Here is an 18,397-nt window from a genome sequence, read left to right on the forward strand (position 1 = left end):
GCCTTTCTTAATTTTTCTCTGCAAAGAAAATTATACTTCAAGGCTTGGTATTATCCATTATTTATTTTTTGGAAACTATAATATGGAAACTACTAAAGTTTCGTTTGTACGAAACTTAGGTAATTAAATTTTTGATGACTCATTTCGCTAAAGCGAAATATTGCTGATTTATATAAATTTCAAGCTTATTTTGCATTAGCAAAACAAGATTTAAAATAAATTAGTTTTCTGACGAAAGGAGGAAAACTCACCTTCATTGTCCTCTGTCAATTGTCCTCTGAAAAGAAGGTTGCTTCGCATTATTTTTAAACTTCAAAAATTGAGTTAAATAAAAAAAGACCTTCTTTCGAAGGTCTTCAATATACGACACGAATACAGTTTTAGCTTAAAAACTAAAATCACAACATCGCTCGATACTTATCTCTCCCTCCGAGAGCACTATATCCATTGGAACAGGTAGGTATACTGACTTAGAATCTTCTTACTCCTCACACCTTCCCAAAGGCTCATGCCTTCAGTGGTATATTGTGAGTTTCATCATCCTTACAGAAGCGGGGGCTGCAGCGGCTTTTCACCACTTTCCCTATTAATTCCCATCAGGGAAGCCTGTACCAAATATTATTAAATTTGTAAATATCTTTATATCAATATTACATCTTTTACTCTCGTTTGTCAATAAATTATAAAATTTTAATTAAATTATTGTAAACTCTAATATTATGACAAATTAAGTTATTTCATCCAGTCGTCAGAGTAACCATCATGTATTCCATCAGCAAGATATTTCCAAACTATGATATCTCCTTTATGATATATCCATTGTCCACTTCCTACATTAGGTTTTTCAAATTCGTTTTCTCCTTTTTTTCTTACATAGTAACACCATCCAGACAACTTTCCTGCCTTTTTCTCCTCAAGTCCATTTATAGCAGCAAAATATATAGTAGATGCTGAACCGGTTGCCTTAAAACTTATTTTTGCTTCATCTAAAAGTTTTTCCGTAATATAGCCTACAGTATCTCCCTCCATATTATCAACATTCTTTTTCAAAAACACATTATTTCCATTAACTGTATCAATAAACTGAAATGAATATTGTTCATCTGGATCACTTGGTTTTACCTTTATATTTTCAGCAGCAGATGGCTTAACTTCTGAATTTGCTTGTGTATTACTTTCGCTGGAACTACTTGCACCAGATATATTTGCTGTAGTGCTTGTTTGTGTATTACTACTCTCCTTATTTTTAGCAGCAGCTGCTTTAGTAGAACTGTCTTCGGCCTTTTTATCTTCTTTTTTATTTTCTTTTTCATTTTTTACATCTATACTTTTTTTAGCTTCACTTTTTGTAGTATTGCTCTGCTTTTTTTGAGAAGTTGACTGTTCATTAGTAACATTAGCAGCATACATTCTTTGTACTCTAACAGCTAAAATAAACAAAAGAAAACAGATAACAAAAGCTGATGCTGCTATTACATATTTCTTTTTATTTTTATTCATATTTCAATTCCCACCTAATTTTTATAAATTTATCCGATCGCTACCATTGCTAATACCCCCCTGCTTTCTTTATATAAAACTCCTTCTCCTATTGTCGAAGGAGTAAGTGATTCGCACAAAATCATAGATTTTGGCTCTCTACTTAACTGGGGGATAAGCACTGCTACGCGCCTGGATAAGTTCTTCTAAGACTCAGATGGGTAAAATGCCTAAATGGCATTTTACGAGCTTGCTCAGGTAAGAGGTATTCCTTACAAGCAAACTCCACCTGAGTCTAAGAATCACTTGATATAGCTTATATCAAGCTTCATCTTATAGCGCTTCAGTACTGGTAAAAAACTATCATAAAAAATTATGGAGAATATAAAGGATCCTCCTCCATGTAAAATATCAAAGGTCAAACCTGCTATATATGCTCCTATAATACTTTTAATACTTATGGGTTTTATAAAAGCAGATACATACCATACATTCATAATCCAATCAAACATAAAACCGAACACAAAACATACTATGGAAAATGTTACAGCAGAAACTCCTTTTCCTCTTTTTCCCCATATTCCTGATAGTATTCCCACAAGTCCCCATGAAAACATCTGCCAGGGTGTCCAAGGTCCTTGACCAAAAAATATATTGGATAAAAAAGCTGTAGTGCTCCCAATTAAAAAGCCTTCATAGGGACCAAATACAAAACCAGAAAGTGCTACAAGGAAAGTTACAGGTTTTACATTTGGAATAGGCGCAAAAGCCATTCTAGAAACTGCTGCAAAGGCACTTAAAGTTGCTATTATAGCTATTTCCTTTGTACCTGAGTTAGATTTTTCAAAATAAAAATAACTCATAAAAAGTATGAAAAACACTCCTAATGTAATAATCAAAGAAATCCCCGTCTGCATATCCTTATTTAATGTTATTAGCATAAGAAATATAACAATAACTGCTGTAAAAGTAATTATAAGCTTTTTCATATTGAGCTTACCTCTCTTTTAAATGCTTTCTTTATTTAAAAATATATAGGCCTCCTTTTCCTTCTTTAAACATTTTGTAAGCTTCAAGTGCTTGAAGCGCCTGTTCTGTTCCCATAACATTATATCCAGTTTCTTTTGTATGATAAAAACCACCACCATCTACCTGATATTGAAGTAATCCATCTAAGGCATTCTTATTATTTTTAGTAAACTTATCTCCTGTAGGATCTATTCCATTAGCACACAAAGCTATAATAACCTGAGAACAACTTTCACTATTAACCGTTCCCCATGAAGAAAAACCACCATCGGCATTTTGTATAGCAGAAAGCCTATTTACTGCTTGATCTATAGCAGTTTTTACATCACTTCTATCCTTATAAGGTGCTAAAGCTATAAGTCCCATCCCTGTCATATCTGGATCTGCAGTATCTCCACCATAGGACCATCCTTTATCTTCAGTTCTACCCATTAATATTTCATTTATAAGCTTTTCTCTTGTCCAAACAGCATTTTCTGGTACATTAAATTTACCAGAATCTAAAGCTATAAGTGCAAAAATATAGGCATTTATACCTTGATTTTGCATATCTCCATTGTTATATATTTTTTCTATCAAGTTATATCCATTGAAATTAGTAGGATCTTTTCCTATAGCCATTAAAGCTAAAGTAGTTCTTTCATAGTCCGTAGGTTGACCCATAATACCATTACAAGCTTTTAAATTACTTTCTAGATTACTTAAATAGTTTGCAGGAACTTCCTTTCCATACCTTGATAAGACTAGTGCTTCCCAATCGTCTCCTGAACCTTTTTTAAATTCCTCCAATATTTTATTCGTTCCAAGCTGCAGTGCATTATCTACTTTTTTTCCATAAATATCTTCATTAGCATTTACTATAAAATTACACTTTACATTTTCCTTTAACTGTTTATTTTTTTTAGAACGAAGCTTATTATTTATATTTATTACATAGTGTTCCCCTAGTTTATATCCTTCCTTAGGAGCATCAACTATTATGGTTTTACTATTTCCTAGTCTTATATTTGTAACTAAAACATTTCCTTTACTATCTACTACAGTTATATTACTTTTAGCTTCATCATTAAAATCTACATCCTGATTAAATTCTAAATTCCATGATTTATGAGCATCTGTAGTTTCTCTATTTAATTCTTTTGCCTTAACAGCACCACTAGTGAAAATGGTTGAAGCTATTATTGCTGCTATAAGTATATACTTACTTTTTCCCTTTGACATTTACATCCACTCCTCTTTAACATATTTTAAATTTTTATTGGATTTCATTTTTAAAAACTACTTTTACCCCAATCATCCTCATATCCATCATGTATTCCATCTGCAAGATACTTCCAAACCACCACATCACCTTTATGATATATCCACTGTCCACTTCCTACATTGGGTTTGTGAAATCTAGCGTCACCATTTTTCTTAACATAATAACACCATCCAGACATCTTTCCTGCTTTCTTTTCTTCAAGACCATCTATAGCAGCAAAATATACAGTAGATGCAGATCCTGTAGCTTTAAATTTTATCCTGGCATCATCTAAAATTCTTTCTGTTATATATCCTACTGTTTCACCATCCATGCTGCTGATGTCTTTCTGTAAAATCATTTTATTTCCATTTACTGCATCAATTATCTGTAAAGTCATTTGACTATCAGGATCTTCTGGTTTAACCTTAACATTTACACTAGATGCTGCTTTCACTATTGGACTTTTTTGTGAAGTACTTGCACTACTTGGGCTGGAATTTGAAACCTCTTCTTTAGTTTTGGTTTTACTTTCATCTGCTTTTGCAGCTGTTTGAGCTAACGCAGCAGTATTGCTTTTTACATCTTGTGCTTTGGCATTCTCTTTTACAGTTTTATCTGTCTTTGGTTTAGTTTTAGCAACTTTACTTTCAACTTTGTGAGCAGCTTCTTGTTTATTTGTAAGAGTTTCTGCATACATTCTCTGGGCTTTAATTCCAAATACAAACATAACAAAAAACACAATAAAAGCTGCTACAGCTATTAGATATTTCTTTTTATTTTTGTCCATAACTAACCCCTCCCAACTTTTTATTATTCTTGATATAACTTACATCTAGTTTTCTTTTATACCTTTGTAGTACTGGAAGAAAGCTATCATAAAAAATTATTGAAAATATAAAAGAGCCTCCTCCATGTAAAACATCAAATGTCAAACCAGACATATATCCTCCTAGAAAAGTCCATATATTTAGAGGTCTTACAAATCCCACTACATATTGTATATCCATAATCCAATCAAACATGACACCAAGAAAGAAACAAGCTATTGAGAATTTCATAGCTGATACTTTTTTATTTCTTTTTCCCCAAAAGCCTCCTATAATTCCTACTACTCCCCAGGAAAACATCTGCCATGGTGTCCAAGGTCCTTGACCAAAAAACATATTAGATAAAAAAGCTGTAGTACTTCCTACTAAAAAACCTTCATAGGGACCAAACACAAAACCAGTTAATGCTACAAGAAAAGTTACAGGTTTTACATTTGGAATAGGCGCAAAGGCCATTCTAGAAACTGATGCAAAAGCACTTAAAGTAGCAATAACAGCAATTTCCTTTGTACCCGCATTAGATTTTTCAAAATAGAAGTAGCTCATAAATAGTATTAAAAACACACTTAAGGTGCAAATTATAGATACCCCTGCTTCAAAGGAGCTTTTAACTGTCAATGCCATTATAATGAAAATAATAACAGCAGTAAGAAAAATTATAAGCTTTTTCATAAGCTGCACCTTCTTAAGGCTTCTTCTAAAGTAAATATGTTTTTATCCTTATCCCTTACCAGCTTATTAATGGATGTAGTATAAAATATGCCCTGTCCTAAAATATCTTCTCTTGCTCCCTTTGCTATAATTCTGCCATTAAACATAATCATATAGCCTGTACAAAATTTACTAGCAAAATCTGTATCATGAGTTACAAGTATAATTGCTGTTCCCTGATCATTGAGTTTCTTTAATATATTGCCTAATCTATCTTTAAGATCACTTTCAAGCCCTCTTGTAGGTTCATCCAGTAATATTATCTCTGGTTTTAATACTAAAATAGATGCTATGGCAACTCTTTGTTTCTGTCCACCACTCAAATCTCTTGGATTCTTGTCTTTAACATCATATATTTCAAGATCCTTTAAAACCTTTTCTATTACCGCCCCATCATATGAACCATAGTTATCCATAGTAAATCTAACTTCATCATAAACACTATCTTTTGACAGATAATCATTAGGATTTTGAGAAACATATCCTATATGTTTAGCTACCTCCCTTATATCCATATTTTTTACATTATCATCATGAAGCTTTATAGAACCTTTATACTTTTTAATGCCCATAATAGTTTTTAAAAGAGTACTTTTTCCAGCACCATTAGCTCCCATTATGCTTATGAAATCACCTTTATTTATCTTGAAATTTATATCACTTAAAACTTCTTTAGAATAATATTTGCAGCTCATCTTTTTTATTTCAAGTAAATTTTCAGCATTTTTTTCTTTAGGTGTACTTTCTTCTTTTCTAATTTTTATATCACTATTTAAAAATCTTATCCTGGCGTCCTTAAAACTTTTTGGCATAGATTTGAAATTTGCCTTTTTCAAAAATTTCAAATAATCTGGCATAAAAATATATTGATCTTCACTACAGTTATTATAAAAATTTTCTTTATTTCCAAATAACTTTAATCTTCCTTTATCCATAATAGCTATAGAGTCTGCCGCATCAAACCACCTGTTTACTCTGTGTTCAATGACAATTATGGTTATCCCTAATTCTTCATTTATTTTTTTTATTAAATTCATAACCTCTTCCGCTGCCGAAGGGTCCAATTGGGAGGTAGGTTCGTCTAAAATTATGCACTTAGGCATATATACAAGTGCAGATGCAACTGCTACCTTTTGCTTTTCTCCTCCTGATAAAGAGGTTATATCTCTTTCTGCAAGATGAAGTATTCCTAAAAATTGAAGTGCTTCATAAACCATTCTTTTTATGACCTTTTCATCAGTTCCAACATTCTCCAATCCAAAAGCCACTTCTCTATGTACCTTATTCATCATAAGCTGCCTTTCTGGATCTTGAAAAACCATAGTTACTTCTCTTGACCTCTCTTTATGCTTCATTTCCCATAAAGACTTTCCATCTATTTTTATTTCACCGCCTATAGTCCCTCCATAGAAGTTAGGAACAGTCCCCACTACCGCTCTCGCAAGAGTAGATTTACCAGACCCAGATTTTCCAGCTATAAGAAGAATGGAATTTTTCTCTAAGGATAAGTTTATATTTACAAGGGATTTCTTTTTTTCCATAGGATAAGTAAATTCTAAATTGTTAATCTCTATAAAAGCCATCTTTCTTCTCCTCACTATTAAAGATTACAAGTAAAGTAATACATACAACAAATGCAAAAATTGCAGCTATACCAATGTTTATAAAGTTTATAATGGTTACTCCATCGTATATATTAAACTTTACCCAATTTTTAAATTCTGCTATTCCATAAAATATAATAAGAGCAATACTTAATACTATTATTTTGTAATCTCTAATGTAAAATTTCTGTCTTTCATACACACTCCTATTTCCACTTAGAAATCCTCTTACATAAGCAGCTTCTCCTATTGCAAAGGAGCCTTCCATAGAGTCCTCCAATAATATTGAAAGTACAGGAATGTAACTGGCAGTCTTTTCTTTAGATTTTTTCTTGTTAAACCTTACTCCTCTAATTTCATATATTTCCTTTAAATTCTTAAATCTGTCTCTCATGCTTGGTATAAGTTTAAAGCTTATCATAAGCATCAGTGTTGACTTTGGCATTACTGAAGAAAAGTAGGATACTGCTCTATCAGTATCGATCATGCTTTCAAATATTAGAAAGATATATATAACAGCTAGAAACTTAAAAGAAAAAACTATAGCATATACTACTGCTTCTAAAGTAAATCGTTTATGAAATAGATAAAAAAGAGTAATACTTCCAGAGCTTACAAAAAACATATTAATCACTACTATCAAAACAGCAATTGGTATAAAGTAGTAAAAACCTGTTTTAAACTTCCGTTTTTCTCTAGAACAAATTATCATTGATACAATAAAAACATAAACAGATGCTAATATTACAGGATTATCATTAGAAAATATCATAATTATCATGGATATAAAAATAAGAGTAGCAGTTAGTACATGATATACTTTGAAATCTTTGTAGTATTTAGCTTTATCCTCTGCAATACCTTTCTTCACTAAAACTGTATTTTTATTTTTCAACATTTTCCTTTTTCACTTCCTTATCAAGCACTTCTCATACCTCTCATCTAAATAGAATGTAACTATTATAAGTGCCAGCCATTGAATAAAGTACTTCAGAAAATGACTAATAAAATAGCCATTCTCTAAAGTTCACTTTTAAATTTTTCTATTTAACATGTATTTCTATGATATCCGAAAGTGGATTCATAGCTTCTAAAGTATCCCATACAAAACCTTTTAATGTGTATACTCCTTGTGATGGAAGCTTTAACATACTAGTTAAAATAGATGAATCTCCTTTTTTAATAGTCTGGTTTCCGCATACATAATCGACAAATTCACCATTACCGTCATATAATGCTAATACTAATGATGCATCTTGATCCTTATCAGAATTATTCTCAACCTTTATGGATATTTTAGCATCATCACCTAAACTAAATTCTGATTTTGTTGTTATATTGGTTATTTTCATAGTTTTACTATCTGGCTTTTTGATAGTAAACCCTGAATATATAGATCCTTTTCCTGATTTAAAAAGCTTATATGCTGCTAGTGCTTCTAATCCCTGTTCTGTGCCCATACCATTTATAGTATTATCTGCATGTCCAAATCCTTTATTGTCACCTGTTGCAAAAGTCAAAAGTGCATCTATTGGATTTTTCCCATTTTTTATAAATCTACCATCTATAGTAGGATCTATTCCATTAGCACAAAGACCTATTATAACCTGAGAACAACTTTCACTATTTTTTGTTTTATAAGATGCAAACCCTCCATCATTAGCATCTTGAATTTGTGACAATCTACTTATTGCAATATCTACAGCTGATTTTACATCTGCATTTGTACTATAATATGGAGCTAATGCTGAAACAGCCATAGCAGTCATATCTGGATCTGCTGAACCACCACCATATGACCATCCACCATCCTCTTGATAACTCAAAATTGTATTAATTAATTTTTCTTTAGTCCATACTGCATTATTAGGTATATTAAAGTTTCCTGCTTGCAAAGCTATAAGCCCAAATACATAAGCGTTTATTCCCTGATCAGCCATATTATTGTTGTTATATATTTTTTCTATAAGATTCTGTCCTGCAATATTAGTGGGATTACCTCCACATGCTAATACTGCTAAAGTAAGTCTCTCATATTCAGTAGGATTTCCTAAATCTAATACTCCATTTTTTGTAGCCGCTTTTATTCTTTGCTCTAATTTTGAAAGATACCCTTCTGGTATTTTCTTTCCCGTTTTATTAAGTCCTAGTGCTAACCAATCATCACAGTTATCAATTGTTATAGTTGAGCTTATTCCATCTATAAGATTATTTATAGATTTTGTATAGTCTTTTTTCTCTACCTTAGCAACTGTTACATTACAAGTTGCTGTTTTTTGTCCATCTGCTGAAGTAACTGTTATTGTTGTTGTCCCTTTCTTTAACGAAGTTACTTTTCCGCTTGCATCTACTGTTGCTATTGTTTCATCACTGCTTTTCCAAATTACATTCTTATTTGTTGCATTATCTGGCTGTACTTTCGCTGTTAACTGTACTGTTTCTCCTTCAGTAAGAGTTGATTCTGTTTTATTTAAGTCTATTGCTGTTACTTTATTTTCTACTGCTTTTACTGTGGTTTTCTTTTCTTTATAGGCGTCATCTTTTTCAACTCTAATAGTATGCTCTCCTGCTTCGTTTATAGCTATTGTAGCGTACCCATCTATATCAGTAGTTGCAACTTCTTTACCATCTACTTTTACTGATACATTGTAAACACCTCTAAATACACAAGTAACCCTAAGTTTTATAGGAGTTCCAGGATCAATAGAAGAGTATGGTACATTCTCTATTTTTAAAGGCATTGTTTTAGTTCCTGGTGCTACTAAAGAGTGCCAATCCCATTTGTGATAATCAAATTTTAAGATATCCCCTGCTTTAGGATGTACTCCAGTTGCCCCTACAGGTGTAAGACTTCCATTTAAATATATAAACCAATCAATACCATAATACCCCGCTTTTCTATCTTCAATAGGCATATCCTTTAGAAATACATTTAACAATCCATCTATGCCATTTATAAAGCCTGGTCCTTGTAATTCAGTAACTTTAGTTACACTTTTTAAGTACTCCATGGAATTTTCATTTTTCTTGTCTTTATCAATAGTCATAGTAAAAGTCTTTATTGTACTAGCTCCATTGTCTCTAGTAATCAACATGGTAAAAGTATTATCTGTTGGCAACACCTGTTTCTTAGTCACATCTACGCTGCATGTTGCTGTTTTTTCACCATCTTCTGTAGTTACCGTTATAGTTGATGTTCCTTCTTTTACTGCTGTTACTTTCCCAGTTGTATCCACTGTTGCTATTGTTTCGTCACTACTTGACCATTTTAAATTTTTATTTGTTGCATTATCTGGAGCTATTGTTGCTGTTAACTGTACTATATCTCCTTCAGCAAGAGTTGACTTTGTTTTATCTAAGCTTACCCCTGTTACTGATACATTTACATTTATATCATTACTACTTTCATCTGCAAAAACATTTCCTACATTTATCCCTAATATACTTACTAACATAATAAAAGTCATAAATATAGAAATAATTTTCCCCTTGACGTTTTTCATATTGCATCCCCTCTTAAAAGTTATTTAATTTTAAATTTAAAGAATTATTTTATATTAAATTAATTTATTTAACTTCAAATTCACCTATATTAACTATGCTTGTGCTTGAAGCTTTTATATATCCATGGTATTTTCCTGAAGCAAGTTTTGTAATCACATTCATAGATCCTGTTATCTGATTAATATATTTTAAATTTCCTTGCTCATCATATAAAGTTATAGCAATAATATCACTGCTGTTCTTACTATTTCCTTGCAACTTTATATTGCCTTCTTTTGTTTCTATTATATTTAAGCTAACATCACCAGGTATATTGATAAGATTTGTATCTGTTGTTGGAACTTGTCCTTTAGTTACTTTTACAATACAAAATGCTGCTTTATTACCATCTGCTGTAGTAACTGTTATAATTGTTGTTCCATCTTTTAGTGATGTTACCTTTCCACTTCCATCTACTGTTGCTACTGTTGTATCACTACTTGTCCAAGTTACATTTTTATTTGTAGCATTGTCTGGTTGTATTGCTGCATTTAGCTGTAATACTTCTCCTACTTTTAGACTGGCACCTGTCTTATTTAAGCTAACCCCTGTTACTGGAATTAATTGTGTAGGTTCATCTCTGCCAGTAACATTTACAGTCCTAGTTTTGGAGCCTCCATTTTTTTCTACTGTTATTGTATGTGTTCCTAAACCATTAACAGTTATTGTAGCGTATCCATCTATATCAGTAGTTGTCACCTGTTTACCATCTACTTTTACTGATGCATCATAAACTCCTCTGTATACACACGTAACTCTAAACTTTATAGAATCTCCTAATTTAATAGAATATGGTAAACTTTCCAAAGTTAAAGGCATTGTTATAGTTCCTGGTGCCACTAAAGCATGCCAATCCCACTTGTGATAATCAAATTTTAAGATATCCCCTGCTTTAGGATGCACACCAGTTGCGCCTACTGGTGTAAGACTTCCATTTAAATATATAAACCAATCAATACCATAGTAACCTGCCTTTCTCTCCTCTATAGGCATATCCTTTAGAAACACATTTAATAGCCCATCAATACCATTTATAAATCCTGGACCTTGCAATTCAGTAACTGCAGATATACTCTTTAAATATTCCATTGCATTTTCATTTTTATTGTCTTTATCTATTGTCATAGTTTCTTTTTTTAATGTCGCAGCTCCATTATCCTTGGTAACTAATAAAGTAAAAGTATCCTTTGAAGGCTTTTGCTTGGTTACAGTTATAATACAAGCTGCTGTTTTATTACCATCTGCTGTAGTTGCTGTTATAGTTGCTATACCTTCTTTTACTGCTGTTACTTTTCCTCCTGTGTCTACCGATACTGATGATGTATCACTACTTGACCAGGTTACATTTTTATTTGTTGCATTGTCTGGCTTCACTGCTGCTGTTAACTGTAATGTATCTCCTTCAGTAATACTTGCTTCTGTTTTATCCAAAGTTATTCCTAATACAGAAACTGATTTTTTTTCTTCTGTTGGTATTGTTTTTATATCCTTGTTATCTTTATCTTTACATTCAACCTTAACATCTTTTGCTTTTTCAATGCTGCCTACATTTGAAGTACTATCATTGAACTTTATAGTAACATCTGCATCAGCAGCAACTTTTGATATTTGAGCATTATTTGCTTCTATTGTTGCTTCTTTTTCAACCTTAACATTTTCAAATTTACCCTGGAATTTTACGTTTGGTTTTGAATCTGAATTCACTTTAACTTCTGGAATAGGAGCATTAGTTGAAGCAACTAGTTTAACATTGGACTTTACCTCTATGTTATCTGAAAAATTTCCTCTTAACTCTAAAGTACCACAATCATTTTTATCATTGTTTTCAGCAGTAACTTGTCCAAAATATGATTTAGAATCCACTGCATCAAGTACACAACTATTTACTACCTGTGTATTTTTTATTTGAGTTTCATCTTTTCCTTCAATTCTTACATTACTTATACTGTTAATTTCAATTAAATCTGATTTTACATTACTAAAGTGAATACTATTTACTCCTCCAGATTTTACAACAATCTTACTTGCAGTAACATTTGTAATATTGCTGTTTCCATCTGCACCTGGATCTATTATAAGTTCTCCATCAATCTTTACATTTTGAAACGAAACATTATTTGCAGAAATGATTACGTTTCCACTTATTTCACTTTTATTTCCACTAGCGTTTCCATCATAATTTTGACCTACTGTCTTTAATTCTAAATCAGTTATATCTGGATCATCATGTCCACTTGACGCAACTGTTACGGTCTTACTCTTTGATGCTCCATCCTTTTCTACTGTTATTTTATGTGTTCCCGCACCATTTATAGCTATTGTAGCGTATCCATCTATGTCAGTAGCTGCTACTTGCTTACCATCTACTTTTACTGCTACATTATAAACACCTCTATATACGCAAGTAACTCTAAGCTTTATGGATTGTCCTGAGTTAACCGAAGATGGTACCTTTTCTATATTTAAAGGCATTGTTGTAGTTTCTGGAGCTACTAAAGCATGCCAATCCCATTCATGATAATCAAAATTTAATGTATCTCCTTTTTTAGGATATACTCCAGTTGCACCTACTGGTGTAAGTTTTCCATTTAAATATATAAACCAATCAATACCATAATACCCTGCTTTTCTATCTGAAATTGGCAGATCCTTTAAAAATACATTTAAAAGTCCATCTATACCATTTATAAAGCCTGGCCCTTGCAGTTCAGTTACTTTAGTTACACTCTTTAAATATTCCATTGAATTTTCATTTGCTTTATCTTTGTCTATGGTCATAGTAAATGTTTTTATTGTACTAGCCCCATTATTTTTAGTAATTGTCATAGTAAAGGTTTTATCCCCTGAAGATCCACCTGAGGACCCACCTGAAGAACCTCCTGATGAACTGCCACCAGATGACGTTGGCGTATTAGTTGGTGTTGTTGTAGGAACAGTTTTACCATTAAATAAATCAATCAATCCATTTAATATACTATCTGCTACTACAGCCTCACCACCTAAGGCTATAAGCTGTGTTTTGTTAGACATCTTAGCTTTTATAAATTCTGCAGTCTTAGCTGGCATAGTTTTATAAACAAGAACTAAAGGCGAAGAGTTTTGTGCTGCAAGAACTGCTCCTGAAAGTGCATCAGCAAATTCATATCCAGTTACTCCATCTCCATCTGCTATAAATATTTTTTCAAATTTTAATTCCTTTTGGAATTCATTCATTATAGCAAGATTAGTTTCAAATCTATCTTGTCCACTTAATCTTTTAGCATTAGACAAACCATTTTGAATTTTTGCATCTATAACTCCAGTTCCACCAACTATGTAAACATTTTTTATGTTTTTATCTTTTATATAGTTTTTTATCCCATCGGTAAGATCATTCTTATCTGAAAGCAATATGGGCATTCCTTTTTGAGCAGCAATAGGTGCTATGGATAAACTATCTGCATAACCATTTCCTGAAGTAACAACAACACCATTTACTTCTCCTAAACTTTCAGCTATCTTTAAAGAAGTCTCATATCTATCCTTTCCCCATAATCTTTCAATATGATTTATTCCTAAACTTTTTAATTGATTTTCTACATTTGAGGATAAAGCTCCATTTCCTCCAATTATAAAAACATTTTTAACCTTAAGTCTTTTTAACTCATTAATAGTTTCATTATTCAATCCACTTTTATCTGTAAGTAATATAGGAGCATTATACTTTTTAGCAAGTGGTGCTGCACAAAGTGCATCTGCATACCCATAGCCTTGAGCTATGATAGCTGTATCTGTACCATTTTGCCATCCATTTTCACTTATTTTTATAGAAGTTTCAATTCTGTCCTTTCCAAAAATTCTACTTTTACCTATAGCTTCATCAGCATGTACATTACCAATATTAGATAAAGTAATACTGAACATAAATAAAAGCAGTACTATTTTGCTAATTATTTTTTTCATATTGTCCCCCCCTAAGTTTTCTCAAGTAAAGCATTAATTTTCAAGAAAAATATTTAAGTGATTAAATTTTTCATTGCTACTGACCTCCTTATTTATTTGAATACTAAACAAATTTAGTAAAAACTGCATAAAAAATGAGCCCACGAAAGAGCCCACCTGCATTCATTATAGACATTACCTGTAATGTTCATCTATTATAAATAATGTTTCTTTGTATATACCTTTCCCTCCGAAAGAATCAACAAGATACTAGGCAGGTTTCCTGGCTCAGATTCATTTTACTCCCTTGTCTTCCCAGATAAGAATTATCCAGTGACATAATAAGGTTTCATCATCCTCACAGTAGCGGTGGGCTGCAGTGGTTCTTCCACTTTCCCTTTTAACTGCATTTTCAATAAATGTCAGCACCTAATACTATTATTATTCAATTTTATATTTCTACTTATTATTACTTTATTTAGAGTGTACTTCTATAAATGTAAAAAGTTAACATACTATTAAAATGTTACATTTACACTTCTTTCTTTTATATCATTACTTGATGGCACATAATTAGCATAGTTGCCAACAGCATCTCTTTGTGCTCTTATTGATGATGATAATGATGCACTTTTAACACTTATTCCAATTTTATTATTAAAGGCTGATGCATCATTAAATGTAAATATAATAGTATTACCATTTATTCTTACCGAATCGGCTTTCAAATTTGTTCCATCACTACCTGTAAACATAAAATCATCTGTATCTATACCACTGTTTTCATCCAGTACTGTATCAAATGTCATATAAACCTTTCCTGAATTGCCATCCCTTGATGCACTCCAATAACGTGAAATAGTTTTAGGAGCTGTCTCATAATCATATATTGTATTTTGACTATTTCCTGCTTTATCAGATAAACTAGCTACAGGTGCACCAGTTTCATCCGTTGTTTTAGCATTTGATTTTATTCCAAGATATGCTTTTTGTCCTTGAGCTTTTATCAGATCTATTTTAGTTGTATTTTTACTATTATTAGTTTTTCCATTGGCAAAGCTTATCACTGGAGCTGCTTTTCTTTCATCTTCAGTAGCAGCATATCCATACTTAAATGTAAGTGTTACTTTATCTCCTGAAAAATTTGCAGACGTTGGTGATATCCCTCCTAATGTAAAATCATTGGCAGTTAAATTATCTATACCTCTGTTAAATTGAACATCTGCTTTTAAGTCATCTCCATCATAATAAACCTTAATTGTTTTAGCTCTTACCTGTGCTCCATAGGTATTAACATATATTTTATCTGAATATGAGATGCCACTTAATACATTTCCAGCTTCATCCTTCACATTAAATACTAGTATTTTAACCACATCATTGCTCATACCAGTGTTAATACTACTATCTCCTGCAACACTTATTTTAAACTTATAGCTTGAAGGAAATTGTATTACTGCACTTTTATTATCCCCACCTGGTGTTATACTTGCATTCTTTGGTAATAAGTTACTATCTCCTTCTCCATTTAAGAATTTATAATTATCTTTATTTGTAATAGTTTTTGAATCCATAGCTTCACTGAAATATACAACTACTCCATCTTTTCCTTGAAACTTATTTTGTCTATAATATATTCCTATTACCTTTGGTGCTATATTATCAGTACCTATTAAGGTATCAGTATAATCCTTCATCATATTTGAAGGATTTTCTGTATCTACAATATGCTTAATTGTAAGATTGTATTTTGAGCCTGTTAGTCTCCAGTCATCCTTAGAATCCGATGGATTAAATTTTTTTAACTTAATATCATAAATATCTGTATTACTTTTAATAGTTTCACTTTTAGAATTGTATATTCTATCAATATGTTCCGTTATATCTACACCTTTACTATCTTTTAATTCATAATTTGATATGCTTGTGGCATAAGAATAATTAACAATTTTATTAAATTGCACACGAATAGTTTCGCTGTCAATTGCAGTGACCTTTGTAACAGTTGGTTTTATTTCATTTTTAGGATGCTCAAAGCTTATTCTACTATCATCCTTCAGCTTATTTCCATAAGCATCATTAACATTACTGCTTATATAAATTATATTTGAACCAGCTTTGATTGTACCATCCATTATATGTTTAAGTTTTACTACAGTACCTCCACTACAAGTGCTTATGCTGGCTCCATCTATATCAGATACTTTCTTACCGTTTATTTCATAATTTGATTTATCCTTAGCTGTTTTTACATCCATTGATCTATCAAATATAATATCAACCTCTCCATTTTCAGCTTCTTTTATATATTTAATTAATGGAATAGTATTGTTGCTATCTATTATAAAATTCTTACTTTCTCCTTTTACAGAAATTCCAGCAGCATCTATCAATAAATCTTCATATCCATCTAAAACTTCTAATGTATGCTTTCCACTTTTAATTGGTGAATCAAAATAGAATACAATTTTTTCTGACCAATTTTTTTCTTCTGCTATCATAGGATTCTTAATTTTAGTCAAATCTGAATCACTGTTCATAGCATAACTTCCAATATTCAGTCCATCTATTTTAAATTTGCTTTTTATACTATTAACATTCTTCATATTAACTGCTTTTGAAAACTTCACAGTTATTTGATTATTTCCTCGTGATGTTACCGATTCCAGTGTAGGGGCTGTAATATCATAAAATAATACATTTTGCTCAAAACCAGCTACATAATTTTTCTTATCTAAGGTTAATATTCCTTTATTCACTGAAACTTTTACATTATCAAGTTGCTTTCTTGGTTTTGCCAGGGTTATTAAAACTGTATTATTATCCAGTGCCGTTGCCACTGCACTATTTTCATCTAATGCTTTTCCATAGTTATCCGCAGATGTTAATTGAGAGTCGTCTATTTTATAATTTGTTACATTTTTAGAAGAATCCTTATCAATTTCTGTATTAAAATGAACTTCAATTTGATTAAGACTAACTGCCTCTATTAACTGAACTGTAAGCTCTCCTGTTGGAGCTTCACAAGCACTTAATGCTTTATTTATATCATTCAATGTTGATTCTGAGATGGCATTTGTTCCTCCTATAACAGTTAAATCAGTTTTTTTAGTTGCAAAAGCTTTAATATATGCCATAGCATTAGTTGTCGCTGATATTCCTTGTTCATCTATTAATACTAATGGTGATGATGTTCTTCCTGCTAAAGAAGAAGCTACTAATGCATCTGTGTATTCATCACCGCTTATATTTGCCACATATAATTTGTCCACTTTAATATTGTCCTTAAACAACTTTAAAACCTTTAAATTAGTATAAAATCTATTTTGTCCACCATCAATTCTTGTGCCACTAAAAGAATTTAAAATTTTATCATCTATAACACTTTTTGTTCCTACTACGGTAACTTTTGATTTGTTATTGCTTATAAAATTAAGAACTGACTTCATTGAATCTGCATTATTGTTTCCTAATAACAATATTTTTCCTTTAGCTGCTGCTATTGGAACTACTGAAATAGCATCTGAAAATCCTTCTCCCCCAACCATAATTACATCACCACAATCCGCACCAAGTTCAACTAATTTTTGTGCTACAGTTGCATTTGTTTCATATCTACTATTTCCACTTAATTCTATAAGATTGTAATTTTTCTTCAATCCAGTTCTTATATCTTGAGAAATTGAAGCATTTCCTCCTACGATATATATGTTTTTAGCTTTTAATGTGCTTATAGCATTTGCTGTATATGTATTTAATGTTCCTATTGCAGTCAATAATATAGGTGCATCTAATTTCTTAGCTAATGATGTTGCACTTATTGCATCTGCATATCCTTCACCAGAAACTAATATTATATTGTCACTGGTTTTCCAATTTGTTGTAGCAGCTTTAGCTGCTGTTGCGTATTTGTCAGCTTCTCCTATTCTTGTAACTGACCTTGAAGCTGCCCTAACTAAACCAGCTGAGAAAGCTACAATAAAAAATATTGACATAAATACAGCACTTACTAATACCCTTGTCCCTTTCTCTCTCAT

Annotated in this window: 10 protein-coding genes and 2 riboswitches; all 10 genes read right to left on the bottom strand. The window is 31.6% G+C overall.

Features of this window, described 5'->3' with window-relative positions; genetic code table 11:
* Positions 1 to 438: 438 nt before the first annotated feature.
* Positions 439 to 625: riboswitch (cobalamin riboswitch) on the bottom strand.
* 107 nt (positions 626 to 732) lie between these two features.
* The gene (locus HBE96_RS12090) at positions 733 to 1,500 is read right to left on the bottom strand and encodes a DUF4430 domain-containing protein (protein ID WP_169298014.1); all 768 of its coding nucleotides are present in this window, start codon (positions 1,498 to 1,500) and stop codon (positions 733 to 735) included.
* 281 nt (positions 1,501 to 1,781) lie between these two features.
* Positions 1,782 to 2,468: an ECF transporter S component gene (locus HBE96_RS12095; protein ID WP_169298015.1), complete on the bottom strand. Its 687-nt coding sequence runs from the start codon at positions 2,466 to 2,468 to the stop codon at positions 1,782 to 1,784.
* Positions 2,469 to 2,499: 31 nt separating this feature from the next.
* Entirely contained in the window at positions 2,500 to 3,729 is a 1,230-nt protein-coding gene (locus tag HBE96_RS12100) for a prenyltransferase/squalene oxidase repeat-containing protein (RefSeq protein WP_169298016.1), read from the bottom strand.
* A gap of 50 nt (positions 3,730 to 3,779) precedes the next feature.
* Complete coding sequence (locus HBE96_RS12105) at positions 3,780 to 4,541, bottom strand: DUF4430 domain-containing protein (protein ID WP_169298017.1); 762 nt, start codon at positions 4,539 to 4,541, stop codon at positions 3,780 to 3,782.
* Positions 4,528 to 5,253: an ECF transporter S component gene (locus HBE96_RS12110; protein WP_169298018.1), complete on the bottom strand. Its 726-nt coding sequence runs from the start codon at positions 5,251 to 5,253 to the stop codon at positions 4,528 to 4,530. Before HBE96_RS12110 ends, HBE96_RS12105 begins: the two co-directional genes overlap by 14 nt.
* Positions 5,250 to 6,875 carry an ABC transporter ATP-binding protein gene (locus HBE96_RS12115; protein WP_169298019.1) on the bottom strand — a complete coding sequence of 542 codons (1,626 nt, stop codon included), beginning with the start codon at positions 6,873 to 6,875 and terminating at the stop codon, positions 5,250 to 5,252. Before HBE96_RS12115 ends, HBE96_RS12110 begins: the two co-directional genes overlap by 4 nt.
* On the bottom strand, positions 6,856 to 7,794 hold the full coding sequence (locus HBE96_RS12120; RefSeq protein ID WP_169298020.1) for an energy-coupling factor transporter transmembrane component T: 939 nt from the start codon (positions 7,792 to 7,794) through the stop codon (positions 6,856 to 6,858). Before HBE96_RS12120 ends, HBE96_RS12115 begins: the two co-directional genes overlap by 20 nt.
* A gap of 145 nt (positions 7,795 to 7,939) precedes the next feature.
* On the bottom strand, positions 7,940 to 10,399 hold the full coding sequence (locus tag HBE96_RS26325) for an Ig-like domain-containing protein (protein WP_281064345.1): 2,460 nt from the start codon (positions 10,397 to 10,399) through the stop codon (positions 7,940 to 7,942).
* 64 nt (positions 10,400 to 10,463) lie between these two features.
* Positions 10,464 to 14,381, bottom strand: a complete 3,918-nt coding sequence (locus HBE96_RS12130) for a cell wall-binding repeat-containing protein (RefSeq protein WP_169298021.1) — start codon at positions 14,379 to 14,381, stop codon at positions 10,464 to 10,466.
* Positions 14,382 to 14,616: 235 nt separating this feature from the next.
* Positions 14,617 to 14,808: riboswitch (cobalamin riboswitch) on the bottom strand.
* A gap of 70 nt (positions 14,809 to 14,878) precedes the next feature.
* Positions 14,879 to 18,397 (bottom strand): cell wall-binding repeat-containing protein, encoded by a 3,519-nt coding sequence (locus HBE96_RS12135; protein WP_169298022.1) that lies wholly within the window; start codon positions 18,395 to 18,397, stop codon positions 14,879 to 14,881.

Source organism: Clostridium muellerianum (assembly GCF_012926525.1).
Taxonomy (GTDB): domain Bacteria; phylum Bacillota; class Clostridia; order Clostridiales; family Clostridiaceae; genus Clostridium_AM; species Clostridium_AM muellerianum.